Source organism: Lactobacillus huangpiensis (assembly GCF_019972815.1).
Lineage (GTDB): Bacteria > Bacillota > Bacilli > Lactobacillales > Lactobacillaceae > Lactobacillus > Lactobacillus huangpiensis.
This window is the reverse complement of the sequence record NZ_BPPA01000001.1, coordinates 298,756-311,043: the sequence shown is the minus strand read 5'-3', so window position 1 is coordinate 311,043 and position 12,288 is coordinate 298,756. Positions and strand designations below refer to the sequence as shown.

Genomic DNA, 12,288 nt, shown 5'->3' with positions numbered 1-12,288 from the left:
AATTTTATTAATTTCAAATTTAACTCAGCCAATTATCTATCTTAGATGTTCCACACATATCCGTTCCCTTAGGATCCAGCGCGTTTTCTATTTCTTTTCCAGATATTTCGTTCCCATTTTCTTTTATTTTCTCAAGATTATCTTTGTTAACTGTATTTATAATGAACTGATACCCACCGTTTTTATTATCCCTATTTACATATTTATTATCTACTTTTTTATAAATGGTAAAGTATTTTCTAAAGCCCAAATTTTTTTGTTCTCTAACTAAGCTATATCTTTCGTCATTATCTATTTTTGCTTTATAAAAGTGGTAACACTCACTTAACCTTCTTATGTAGTTTTTTCCTTTCTCCCCGATACATTCCTCAGGATCGCCAAAAATCCTATTAGACTTTTTTTCGTTGCAAGGCTCACAAACTAATGCCCAGTTTTTATAATAATCATTGCCGCCCTCTTTTTTAGGAACAATATGATCTATTTGACTATCAGTAAAACGGAGACACTTACCACAATAAGCACATTTCCCTTTATATAAGCAATAAACAATTCTTTTTTCTTGTTCATTTAAAGGCGGGGTATTATTAGGAACTTTAAAACCAAACCTGCTGTGATATTCTGCTGCCCCAATAATTTGCAGCCATTTTCTTTCATTCTATTGAGAATCGTATTTTGATTTTCAAAGTCTGCTTTTTGCATATCTTTTAAGACGTAATCCTCTTCAACAACAATAAGAAGTTTACAATCTGCTTTGGTAGAAAAGTCTTGAATATCTTCAAATACTTGCTTTACATGAAATGCAGTTTGACTTTTACTGGATTTCGTGCATAATATTTCGCCATTATGAGTGGAATATAAATAAGAAGAATTCCTCCCCATATAGCCAATTGCATTAAATTTTATTAAGTCAATGTCATTAATTTCTTTAATCTTGCTACAAGGTAAACTCGAAAAAGACATATTCCTTAATTTGTGTAGTAAATTAATTTTTTTATTGCACTGAATCATGGCTATAACCTGTTCTTAAATTTGGATTATTATTTTGTCACTTTTATAATAGCATATTATTACTATACATGTATTCAAAACGCTTATTTTGATTTTTTATCACAGTTAAATAGCTTTATTTTTATCATAGAAAAAATGCTTCTTATAATTAGATTACTAATCTATTAATAGAAGCACTTTAACGTTAAAATTCTTATTACAAATTATTTTATGCTTTTAATAACTAATCGTTCAAAGCAACTTTTCTGAATATAAAATATACTGCTGCTAGTGCACATACCTGAACTACTCCAAGAAGAATGCTGACACTGTTTAAAGCAGTGAAATTCTTAAATAGCAAGTAAGATACAATTGGGGGTATAACAATAATTGCAACCGCTACACCCGCAAAAATTTTGTTAAGAGCTTGCAGTTGCTCTCTTCCTGTATATTCCATTCCAGCAAATAATACAAGAAGTAAAACCATAATCCACAACATTTTTTTACCTCATAAATACTTTATCGTTTATTTTGTTGATCGACGATCTTTAAACATATAAAAGAAGCCTAACAGAATAAGCAAAACTATTAGAGAATAAAAAGACGGTATAATTTGGCCAAATTGAAAATTATGTATTACCAAGTCATAGGCTAATAAGGCAACGGAGGTTAATATCAACACCATTCCGCGATTAGTTCTAAGAAATTTGATTATTGGTTTATCTTCATAAATTTTACCCAAACACCAACATGAAATGATCAAAGCTGTAGTTGCTATAATTTCAGTCATGAATTATCCTCCTTCCAAACAAATGTATAAAAGACATATTCTTACGTCGTTATATGTAAGATAACGACTTTTTAATCAGCGAAATAAACCAAATATAATTATTGATTTATTTCTAAACTAAGAATAACATTAAATCATTATTAATAATGTGCAAAATCAGCACATTGTTTTAAGAGTAATTAAACTTAAAAAGAGTGCAACCATGAGTAATTTTGGCAAAACAATTCATAAACTTAGAACTACACGTAAAATGACCCAGCAAGAATTAGCACAGGATTTGTTTGACCGCAGCACAATTTCTAAAATTGAAAATGCTGAATTATCAACAACTTACGAAAATGAACTTAAATTAATAGAACGATTGGGTCTAAACCCTAATGAGTTTGAATATATTAGTAATGGTTATCACATCAGTACCAAAAATCAGCTATTGCATCGGTTTTTAAACCTTGACGGCAGCATTGATCAAGACGAAATAAAAAATTTGCTAGAAGATTGCCTTTGGGTCAAAAACGATAATGATATTAAACGTATTGCCATTATCCTTAAATCCCTATTATTAGTTGATAAACCAAAGGGATATACTCATGCACAAGAACTTGTTCAACCAATCTGGTTCGACTCCCTTAGTGATCTCCAAGTTTTCACAGTTACGGATATTACAATCCTTAATTCCATCTTATTTGCTTTTGACTATCGAACAGCAAACGAAATTATTGCCAAGATTATTGCAAATATAGACAATCATTACCCATTTATGAGAACTCTGAAAACTAATACGCTAATTAATCAGGCAATAATACAAATGACGCATCACAAATTTAAGTTAGCTGTGACTACTTTAAATAGTTTAAAGCCTTTATTAAAGAGCCTAAGACAGTATGATAAATTGCTTGTTGTTAATGCCCGAATTGCAATTTGTCAAAAGCACAAATTAGAAGCACTAGAACAGATTAGTTTATTAGAAAAAATTGGTGCTGATAATTTAGCAAGGCATTTAAAACAGGAAATCGCAGAATTTTTTTAAATAGCAATTATTTTTAATTAGAGTTATCAAAAATACACAATAAAAGTTCTATAACTTGACCAGATATTGATATTGCACCTATTTACAAACTAAATATAAAATAGAAAAAAATCATTATTTAGGAGTCCAAATTGATCATAGATACTAAGAAACTGCAAAAAGCAATCATGGAAAATAAGAAAAAACACGATTTCAATACCACAGATATTGAGTTTGAATTATTGCGATTACATGGGGAAGCTAATGAGTTATTTGAAGCTTGGCGCAAGAATAATAAGAAAAATATCAATGAAGAATTAGCCGATGTGGGGATATTCTTACTGGGCATTGCAGAAATGCTTGGCAGTGATTTGGGTGAAGACATTGTTAATAAAATGAAAATAAACGAAAAAAGAATATACAAAAATGGCGTTAAACTTGGTCCTGCTGATACAGATAAATAGACCGATAGCTTTAGTTTAATAACAGCATGGTCAAGCTATCAGCTATTTATTCAATTCTTACAAAAGTTTAGGAATAGGCAGATATTTTTGACCTGCATAGGTTTTGTTATGCTTTTTATGACTTTAATGGAACTTATATATTAGCCTAAAAACTGTTTAGATCTTATTTCTCTGGAAGCTGGTCTGGTATTCTTACTATTTACCGAATGAAATACTCAAAAATAGCTATTTTGGAAAAATACAATCTTGACTTGATAAAGGTTCCGAAATTTTCTCAATTTCGGAACCTTTTTATGATACAAAAATGCACCCAATAGCTGACTTTTACTATTAGGTGCATTTTATTGTAAATTTAATTCCTAAAAAATTATTTATTTGACAGTTTTTTGCTTGGCGTTTTGCTGTGCTTCTTCAGCTGTATTGATAGGACTTAGTCTAACACCGGCAATAAATCTAACATCACTCGCTTTGACATAGCTATCACCAAAATCTACTTGATCACCGCCTCTTCCGTCTGGCTTATCAGTGGCATAAAACCTATGACCCTTCATATGGTAAAACAGGTCTGCTTTATTTTCGGCTGGCACCCAAATATAAAGCAATTTATCTACCTTTATATTACCTCCCTGTTTCCTGATTCTTTGTCCATCATTATCTTGCTTGGTGCCATCGGCATTATAGACGTCTGTATCTTGATAAAATCTAATATAAGAATAATGTTCAAGGTCATAATAATGATGCGGAAGTTCTTTTTGAACTTTAACGTCCAGGCAATAGAGCCAATTATTCGTTCCTTTAATACGATAAATAGTAGGATTAGGGATAGCCGAATGACCAATTTCTTCTGCATATTTATCTTCTTCAGCACGGTCGACTACGAAGGTAGTACCTTTTTTAGCCTTTTTAACAGTTTTGACCCCATTATCGATCTTATAAATTGGTGCACCACTATCGCTTGTCACTGTTGCGATAGTTTCTTCGGTGTTTGAAGCTGTGATTTTGCCCAAGTTGCTGGCTCTCACATATTGCTTTGCGGGACCACCAATACGGTAATAGCGCAAACCATTCTTAAACTTGACGGTACCGCCATAGGTTGTAATGGAAGTTCCTTTTCTTATTAAACGATAGTCAGCCCTGCGTGAGCTGGTAGCGTAAACATAGGAATTATGCTTAACTTCACGTTTAACGCCATCGATGTTATTAGCTTTAATATATTGCTTTTTACCGCTAATTTTATAGTATGGGGCATAGGGCTTGAAAGTTAGGATTAATGGCTTTTTATCAACTTCAACCCGCTTAAAAGCCGGATATTTAGCATCTACCTTTTGTCCATCCTCATCGTATGCTTGTGATGTATACATGACAGTTCTTATAGTGCTGGGAATCTTTGCCTGAACAGTATGGGCTTGATGATTAAATGCCCAAATTGCAGTAAGTCCTAAAAAGCCAGCTGCTAAATAATGAGTAATTTTTTTATTCATATGTTTTAACCTCTTCTCCAAAAAATGCTATCTCTATTTTTGATTCTCTAATTTCTGCAATCAAAACAAGAAATTATATAATTTCATTCTGTACCTTTCTTAGTGATTAATGAAGGTAAAAAATGATGAATTAAATTAGGCAAATATCTTAATAAAAAATGCATCCAATAGCTGGCTTTTACTATTAGGTGCATTTAAATTATTTAGTTCTCTTAAAATAATTTATTTGGTCACTTTTTGCTTAGCAGCTTGACTTGCTTCTTCAGCTGTGTTGATCGGGCTTAGTTTTACGCCGTCAATAAATCTAACATCACTCGCTTTGACATAGCTATCACCAAAATCTACTTCACTACCGCCACTTCCGTCTGGCTTATTAGTGGCATAAAACCAATGACCCTTCATATGATAAAACAGTTCGGCTTTATTTTCGGCTGGCACCCAAATATAAAGCAATTTATCTACCTTTATATTACCGCCTTGTTTCCTAATTCTTTGTCCATTAATATCTTTCTTGGTGCCATCGGCATTATAGACGTCTGTATCTTGATAAAATCTAATATAAGAATAATGCTCGGAGTTATAAAAATGATGCGGAAGCTCTTTTTTAACTTTAACGTCTAGGCAATTGAGCCAATTATTCGTCCCTTTAATACGATAAATAACTGCATTTGGGATAGCCATATTGGTTATATCGTCAGCATATCCTTCTTCTTGAGCTCGGTCGACTATAAAAGCAGTACCTTTTTTAGCCTTTTTAGTAGTTTTGAGACCATTATTGATCTCATAAATTGGTGCACCACTATCGCTTGTCACTGTTGCGATAGTTTCTTCGGTGTTTGAAGCTGTGATTTTGCCCAAGTTGCTGGCTCTCACATATTGCTTTGCGGGACCACCAATACGGTAATAGCGCAAACCATTCTTAAACTTGACGGTACCGCCATAGGTTGTAATTGAGGTTCCTTTCCGAATTAGGCGGTAGTCAGCCCTGCGTGAGCTTGTAGCATAAACATAAGAGTTACGTTTGACCTTGCGTTTAACGCCATCGATATTATTAGCTTTGATATATTGTTTTTTCCCGCTAATTTTATAGTATGGGGCATAGGGCTTGAAAGTTAGGATTAATGGTCTTTTTTCAACTTTGACCTGATGAAAAGCTGGATACTTAGCCTCAACCTTCCGTCCATCTTCATCGTATGCTTGTGACGTATACATAACAGTTCTTATAGCACTAGGAATCTTTGCCTGAACAGTATGGACTTGATGATTAAATGTCCAAATGGCTGTTAAGCCTAAAAAACCAGCTGCTAAATAATGAGTAAGTTTCTTATTCATGTGTTTTAACCTCTCTTCTTCAAAAAATTGCTATCTTTATTTTTGATTGTCTAATTTCTGTAATCAAAACAAGGAATCATATAATTTTATTCTGTGCCTTTCTTGATAATTAATGAAGGTAAAAAATGATAGGCTTAGTTAGCCAAATATCTTAAAATGATTTATTTGGTCATTTTTTTCTTAGCGTTTTGCTGGGCTTCTTCTGCGGTGTTGCTCGGGCTTAATTTTAGGCCAGCAATAAATTTAACATCTTTTTTCTTAACATAGCCATCACTAACATCTATTACAGAGGTTCCCCCTTCTCGTGAGGCAGAGGCGTAAAATTCATGGCCCTTCAAGTGGTAAAATAATTCAGCTTTCTTTTCAGCTGGTACCCAAATATAAAGCAATTTATTTACCTTTAAAAACCCACCTTGTTTTCTGATCTTTTGTCCGTGATGATCTTGCATAGTACCGTCTGCATTGTAAACATCTGTATTTTTATAAAACTTAATGTAAGAATAATGTTCAGAATCATAGTAATGTACAGGCATTTTCTTTTTGGCTTTAACTTCACTGCTCAGTAACCAATATTTTGTACCCTTAATATGATAAGTAAATATTTGGGGATCATCTTCATCTCCTCCATTATTTTCAGCATAGTCTACCGTAAATTTTGTACCCCTTTTGGCTTTCTTGGAATAAGTATCGTCTTTAATAAAATCATAAAGACCAGCTCCTTCTTTTGCAGTTACTTTCACAGTTGTTTCTTCTGTATTAGAACTAATAATCTTACTTAAGTTACTGGCTTTAACATATTGCTTTTTTGGTCCACCAATGCGGTAGTAACGTTGCCCGTTCTTAAATTTGAAGGAATTGCCATAAGTTGTTATTGTCTTGCCCTTTTTAAGCAAACGGGAGTCAGTCCTACGAGAGCTTGTAGCGTAAACATAAGAGTTTCGTTTGACCTTGCGCTTAACACCGTCAATATTACTTGCCTTGATATATTGCTTTTTACCTTTAATTTGATATGCGGGTGCAAACGGCTTAAAAGAAAATGGAATTGGTTGATCATCTAACTTAACCTGAGTATAAGCTGCATATTTTCCTTTTACTTTATCACCGTACAAATCATAAGCCTGGGCATCGTGCATCACTGTCTTAACAATACTTTTAGCTTCTACAGTATTAGTTTGTTGGTTTAGCACCAGACATGCAGAAATGACCAATATAGCAACTGCTAGGTAACGAAAAAACTTTTTAGTCATATAATTTTACTCCTTTCTCTTAAGACAGGCACTGTTGTTACTGCATCGCTCTTATTTCATAAAAATGCAAAACAAATGGTAGCGCAAACATACTGGCTATAATTCATTCTGAACCTTTCTCAGTAATTAATGAAGGTAAAAAATGGTGGGCTTAATTAGGCAAATATCTTAATACAACAGGATGATAATTAATCTACAGCTTTTCTAATAAAAAGAGATACTTGATGGCTTTAAATCATTTGAGCATCCCGCAAACACATAAGTATCTGCATCCGTAGCTGGATCAGATTGGGATAAAACAATGAAAAAACCAAACAGTTTGTTCGCTGCTTGGTTCTTTTCATTTACTCTTTATCAACAAGATGTTTGACAAGAAACTCGTATTTATTTAATTGACAGTTTTAATTTTGCCAGTTGTCGAACACTTTTATAATTAACAAAGTTATAACCATAGTTAAAATTAACGGAATAATCATTTCCCAAGCCGTCAGAGTTTGTACTTGACTGCTAATTGTAGCTTCCCAAAAAGTGATTAATCTTATTTGCCATGCCCAAGGAATCACGGGCCAGATAAAATCAAAAAGACTAGTAATGCTTAAACCTGAGATTACAACACCAAAAAAGCCCAGAATCATGGCACCACCAACATTAAACTTTAATACTATCCATTGCGCTAGTTCGTATTGAATAAGACCGAAAAGTGCAAAAATAAAACTGGTTAGTAAAATTTTAATAAAGGATATATTATTTATCTGAAAAGCAAATCTTAAAGTAAAAAAATAAATTAAACTCATTCCGATAATTTCAAAGAAATATAATAACCAATAATAAAATAGCTGCAGCCCAATAGTTAAGCCTCTTTTGCCAGGATTTGCCAACCAATTTTTACAATGACCAGCTTTTTCTTCGCGATCAAAAACTAGACCGATAAAAATGCTAATAACTAGCGGAGAAATAAGCGCCAGCAATTCGTAAAAAGTTATTATCATAACGGATGAGTTTACAATGTTTTTTCTTGTACCATAATAAAATCCCATTAATAATGGATAAGCAATTAAAGTTAACAAATGTAAATATAATAAAAAACTCCGCTTAAGTTTAACGTTTTCTGACCGAAAAATATTTTTAAGCATTTTTAATTACCTGCTTCTTAAATGATCTGGCAGCGAGATAACTGAGCAAAATGAAAAGCAGAATAGCTGCTGCTATAATCCAATAATTATTTGAACCTGCCACATTATGACTTAGAGGTAATCCGTTAATATTCATTTTTATTAGCGGTACTGGAAAAAGTTCAGACCAGGTAAACGGCCAAATTTTGCCAAGGAAATAACTATTTACTTCTATGCCGCTAAAAATTCCGGCAAAGGCCAATACAATAGTTACATATATATTAGTATGGCGACTAAGCCAAATATATAATGGAATTTGCCAAAGATTAACTAACCAAATACCTAAGATTGCCAAAAAACATGAAATTAACGAGACACTAATTTCAGAAATAAAATAAAGCAAACTTACAAAAAGAGCTAAGAATAAAGAAGAAACTAATGTTAAAAGTGCAACGTGTAAAATTCTACCTAATTCATAATCAAATAAATTGTAAGGTGAGCTCAAAATCAACTTATAATTTGTGCTATTCTTCTCGTGTCGGTCAATCAGCCCAACAATCAAAGCAAGAAATAAGGGAAACCAAATGGTACTCCACTGATTAATGACACTTTGAATAGCATAACCAGTAGTGGTAAAAAGCACTGTCACTACAATTATTACTAAAAGAGGATAAAGCCACAATAACTGCCTGACAAGTGTTCTTTTTGTTTTTATCACTTCAATAGACAATGAGTTAAGCATTCGTTACACCAGCATTCATTAAAGTATCATTAAATAATTGTTCCAAATTTTCTGTATGATCTATAGTTTTTTCAAGCAAAAGCTGGCCTTTACCGATAATACCAATTTTATCAGCTAAACGCTCTACTTCAGAAAGCATATGACTAGAAATGATAATAGTAATGCCTTCTTTCTTAAAGCTAGTAATCAAATTCCGCAACTGCTGAATGCCCAGTGGATCAAGTCCATTTGTCGGCTCATCCAAAATTAACAACTTGGGTTGACCAACTAGAGCTAATCCAATTCCAAGTCTTTCTTTCATTCCCAGAGAAAAATTTTTTGTCAGTTTTTTCCCCGTATCGTTAATACCTACTTTTTCCAGAATTGGTTGTATTTCGTTTTCTTCGACCCCTCTTAAACGACAAACTACCTGGAGATTTTCAGCAGCCGTTAAATTTCCATAAAGAGGTGCATTTTCAATCAGGGAACCAATAGCAGATAAATCCGCTCTAGACCAATCGTGACCAGCAAACGTAATAGTACCGCTAGTAGCGGGTATGATTCCCGTTAAAATCTTCATTAATGTAGTCTTACCTGCGCCATTAGGTCCTAACAGACAATAGACCTGATTTTCTGGGACATGTAAGCTTATTTGATTGAGTACAACTTGATCTTTAAACTTTTTTGTTAGTTTATTTGTTACTATTAAATCAGACATGTTTTCCCTCTTTTATAATAATTTTTGTTGTTAAAATATACTCAAATAGTTTTTAATGCCAAACTATATACAAGCAATTTAACAATATTAAAATCAACTCGTATAACATAATAAAGATGATTATATTATATATAAAAAAGCAGATCAATATATTTTGTAATAGTAGATATCAAAAAGAAGTTTGCTCTAAACAAACAAATTGAGCACACATCTTTTGGTCACACCAATTTCAAAAATTTTCTGATAAGGATCAGATTGGAAGAAAACAAAGAAAATAAATAATCAGTATATTATATACTTTATTATTTTCATTTACTCTTTATCAACAAAATTTGACAAAGAACTGTTTTTGCCTTTTCTTTCGGATTTTAAAGCAATAGCAAAAGTTGCAATTTCATTTTGATCTCACATACTTAAATGAACCTTTCCTTTCTCAAATGATATTCTATTTGTACTATTATTTGAGTACTACTTATACTTCTTAGGTTCTTTTTAAATGATTTACTTGGCTGTATCTTACTCATAAATTATCAGCAAATTTTATATTTAGTGAAATTTGTAAAGTCAATTTATATGGTGGTATTAATTTTTACTACTTTATAAATTTTAATATATATATACAAATTAGCTATACTGATGCATCTTTGTATAACTGACACATTTCTTGTGTTACCATAAGATACAATGAAAGTGCTACAAACGCTTTCAGATACTGATAAAAAGGGGATTTTTTCAATGAATCAAAAAGTAGTCATCATTGGTGCTTCTCATCCAGGTCATGAGGCAGCCATCGAATTATTAGACAGATATAAAGATCTTGATGTCACTATTTATGAAGCAAGTGATTTTGTTTCATTTATGTCTTGCGGAATGAAGCTCTTTTTAGAAGAAAAAACTACCGGACAAGACAATGTACGCAATTTTTCACCTGCTGATCTGGAAAAATTAGGCGGTAAGATTGTCAATAATTCGCAAGCAGTTGCGCTAAATCCGGCAAATAAGCAAGTTACAATTAAAAATACCCAAACTGGTCAGACTGAAGAAGTTAACTATGACAAATTAATCTTGTCTCCAGGAGTTGATCCACTCCAATTGCCAATTCCAGGGGCAGATTTAGACTACGTTTATTTAATGCGGGGCTACAGTTGGGCTAAAAAGATCAATGAAGCTCTTCATAATGATGAAATTAAAAATATCGTTGTGGTGGGTGCTGGTAACGGAATCGCTGCCGTTGAAGCTGGTGTTTTAGCTGGTAAAAACATGACCTTGGTTGATGCCAGCAACCATATTTTGGCTAATTATTTTTCAAAAGACTTTACCGATGTTTTTGAACAAGAAATGCGAGACAAGGGTGTCGATTTAAAGCTTGATACAAAAGTTACTGGTTTTACCAATGATCACCTAGTCCAAACTGATCATGGTGACATTAAAGCTGATTTAGTCATTGTTGCGGCAGGCATTGTTGCTAATACAGACTGGCTTAAAGATACTATTAATTTAAACCAACGGGGTTATATTGAAACAGACGAATATTTAAGGACTAATCAAAAAGATGTTTATGCTTTGGGTGATGCTATTTGGCCACTGTCAATCCCGGCTAATAAAAGGATGCCAATCCCTTCAGCAGTTGCTGCTCGTCATGAAGCAAATTACTTAGTACAACATTTGTTTGAAGAAAAACCAAGCCGTCCATTCCCAGGCTTAGTTGGCGGACAATTACTAGAATTTGGTGATGTACATGCAGTAGTTAGCGGTCTCCCACAAAAATCTGCTGAATTTGCCAGCATTAATGCTGCAACTAGCATCTACATCGATCATTTGCGTCCAGACTTTATTCCTGTAAATGATAATCCGTTAGGATATATTTCCTTAACTTATAATAAGGACACTCATCAGATTCTTGGAGGTGCCGTTATGTCCAAGCATGATATCACCGCTCAAGGCAATGTCTTAAGTTTAGCAATTGGTCATAAATTAACATTAGAAGATTTAGCTGAGCAAGACTTCTTCTTCTCACCAAGTTTTGATCGGCAATGGAATATTTTAAACTTAGCCGCACAACATGCGCTAGGTTTACACAAGTTTTAATTAATTTTAGATATTACTAAGCTTTGTGAAGCAACTCCATTTAAGATGCTTAATATATCTTTCCCAAGACAATTAGTAGAGTAAGGAATGCAGACTGCTATAAAATGAGTCCCAGAAGTTAGACAACTTTTGGGACTATTTTTATGACTAAATTATCTAGAGAGTCAAAAAGCACTACAACTAAATAAAACGCTTATCTTGCTTAACTTCACTATTCTTGGGAAATTAATTTTTTATCTGCCTTTAAATTTAAATAGCTTTAGCTTATTTTCAATTCAATAACTTAGCATTAATCTCATTGGAAGTCTATGCAAAGATAGTTATACAGTTCTATAATGACTA

Annotated in this window: 13 protein-coding genes; 3 read left to right on the top strand and 10 right to left on the bottom strand. The window is 32.9% G+C overall.

Features of this window, described 5'->3' with window-relative positions; genetic code table 11:
* Positions 1-19 precede the first annotated feature (19 nt).
* From LDM90_RS09535 to LDM90_RS01435, 4 genes are all read right to left on the bottom strand, one after another.
* Complete coding sequence (locus LDM90_RS09535) at positions 20-550, bottom strand: HNH endonuclease (protein ID WP_505744183.1); 531 nt, start codon at positions 548-550, stop codon at positions 20-22.
* A gap of 17 nt (positions 551-567) precedes the next feature.
* Entirely contained in the window at positions 568-1,008 is a 441-nt protein-coding gene (locus LDM90_RS01445) for a hypothetical protein (protein WP_223896289.1), read from the bottom strand.
* A gap of 223 nt (positions 1,009-1,231) precedes the next feature.
* Complete coding sequence (locus LDM90_RS01440) at positions 1,232-1,486, bottom strand: hypothetical protein (protein ID WP_223896288.1); 255 nt, start codon at positions 1,484-1,486, stop codon at positions 1,232-1,234.
* A 27-nt stretch (positions 1,487-1,513) separates the two neighbouring features.
* Positions 1,514-1,777 (bottom strand): hypothetical protein, encoded by a 264-nt coding sequence (locus LDM90_RS01435; protein ID WP_223896287.1) that lies wholly within the window; start codon positions 1,775-1,777, stop codon positions 1,514-1,516.
* Between the two features lie 202 nt (positions 1,778-1,979).
* On the opposite strand from LDM90_RS01435, the gene LDM90_RS01430 reads away from it, so the two are divergent.
* Positions 1,980-2,804 (top strand): helix-turn-helix domain-containing protein, encoded by an 825-nt coding sequence (locus LDM90_RS01430; protein ID WP_223896286.1) that lies wholly within the window; start codon positions 1,980-1,982, stop codon positions 2,802-2,804.
* Between the two features lie 131 nt (positions 2,805-2,935).
* Positions 2,936-3,247 carry a MazG-like family protein gene (locus tag LDM90_RS01425; RefSeq protein ID WP_223896285.1) on the top strand — a complete coding sequence of 104 codons (312 nt, stop codon included), beginning with the start codon at positions 2,936-2,938 and terminating at the stop codon, positions 3,245-3,247.
* 371 nt (positions 3,248-3,618) lie between these two features.
* On the opposite strand, the gene LDM90_RS01420 is transcribed toward LDM90_RS01425, so the two are convergent.
* The 6 genes from LDM90_RS01420 to LDM90_RS01395 all read right to left on the bottom strand — a co-directional run bounded on the left by LDM90_RS01420 (position 3,619) and on the right by LDM90_RS01395 (position 9,858).
* Positions 3,619-4,728 (bottom strand): SLAP domain-containing protein, encoded by a 1,110-nt coding sequence (locus tag LDM90_RS01420; protein WP_223896284.1) that lies wholly within the window; start codon positions 4,726-4,728, stop codon positions 3,619-3,621.
* Between the two features lie 222 nt (positions 4,729-4,950).
* On the bottom strand, positions 4,951-6,060 hold the full coding sequence (locus tag LDM90_RS01415; protein WP_223896283.1) for an SLAP domain-containing protein: 1,110 nt from the start codon (positions 6,058-6,060) through the stop codon (positions 4,951-4,953).
* Positions 6,061-6,221: 161 nt separating this feature from the next.
* Positions 6,222-7,307 (bottom strand): SLAP domain-containing protein, encoded by a 1,086-nt coding sequence (locus LDM90_RS01410; RefSeq protein WP_223896282.1) that lies wholly within the window; start codon positions 7,305-7,307, stop codon positions 6,222-6,224.
* A gap of 401 nt (positions 7,308-7,708) precedes the next feature.
* Positions 7,709-8,296: an ABC-2 family transporter permease gene (locus tag LDM90_RS01405; RefSeq protein ID WP_223898644.1), complete on the bottom strand. Its 588-nt coding sequence runs from the start codon at positions 8,294-8,296 to the stop codon at positions 7,709-7,711.
* Between the two features lie 136 nt (positions 8,297-8,432).
* Positions 8,433-9,161 carry a lantibiotic immunity ABC transporter MutE/EpiE family permease subunit gene (locus LDM90_RS01400; RefSeq protein ID WP_223896280.1) on the bottom strand — a complete coding sequence of 243 codons (729 nt, stop codon included), beginning with the start codon at positions 9,159-9,161 and terminating at the stop codon, positions 8,433-8,435.
* A complete protein-coding gene (locus tag LDM90_RS01395; RefSeq protein WP_223896279.1) occupies positions 9,154-9,858 on the bottom strand; it encodes a lantibiotic protection ABC transporter ATP-binding subunit in 705 nt (234 codons plus the stop codon). The genes LDM90_RS01400 and LDM90_RS01395 overlap by 8 nt, the downstream gene beginning before the upstream one ends.
* Before the next feature lie 735 nt (positions 9,859-10,593).
* On the opposite strand from LDM90_RS01395, the gene LDM90_RS01390 reads away from it, so the two are divergent.
* The gene (locus LDM90_RS01390; protein WP_223896278.1) at positions 10,594-11,946 is read left to right on the top strand and encodes an FAD-dependent oxidoreductase; all 1,353 of its coding nucleotides are present in this window, start codon (positions 10,594-10,596) and stop codon (positions 11,944-11,946) included.
* Positions 11,947-12,288 lie beyond the last annotated feature (342 nt).

Excerpts from the sequence above, each read along its gene's own strand:
- LDM90_RS01445 (WP_223896289.1), bottom strand. The coding sequence starts at position 1,008 with ATGATTCAGTGCAATAAAAAAATTAATTTACTACACAAATTAAGGAAT.
- LDM90_RS01440 (WP_223896288.1), bottom strand. The coding sequence starts at position 1,486 with ATGTTGTGGATTATGGTTTTACTTCTTGTATTATTTGCTGGAATGGAA.
- LDM90_RS01435 (WP_223896287.1), bottom strand. The coding sequence starts at position 1,777 with ATGACTGAAATTATAGCAACTACAGCTTTGATCATTTCATGTTGGTGT.
- LDM90_RS01430 (WP_223896286.1), top strand. The coding sequence starts at position 1,980 with ATGAGTAATTTTGGCAAAACAATTCATAAACTTAGAACTACACGTAAA.
- LDM90_RS01420 (WP_223896284.1), bottom strand. The coding sequence starts at position 4,728 with ATGAATAAAAAAATTACTCATTATTTAGCAGCTGGCTTTTTAGGACTT.
- LDM90_RS01415 (WP_223896283.1), bottom strand. The coding sequence starts at position 6,060 with ATGAATAAGAAACTTACTCATTATTTAGCAGCTGGTTTTTTAGGCTTA.
- LDM90_RS01410 (WP_223896282.1), bottom strand. The coding sequence starts at position 7,307 with ATGACTAAAAAGTTTTTTCGTTACCTAGCAGTTGCTATATTGGTCATT.
- LDM90_RS01405 (WP_223898644.1), bottom strand. The coding sequence starts at position 8,296 with ATGATAATAACTTTTTACGAATTGCTGGCGCTTATTTCTCCGCTAGTT.
- LDM90_RS01400 (WP_223896280.1), bottom strand. The coding sequence starts at position 9,161 with ATGCTTAACTCATTGTCTATTGAAGTGATAAAAACAAAAAGAACACTT.
- LDM90_RS01395 (WP_223896279.1), bottom strand. The coding sequence starts at position 9,858 with ATGTCTGATTTAATAGTAACAAATAAACTAACAAAAAAGTTTAAAGAT.
- LDM90_RS01390 (WP_223896278.1), top strand. The coding sequence starts at position 10,594 with ATGAATCAAAAAGTAGTCATCATTGGTGCTTCTCATCCAGGTCATGAG.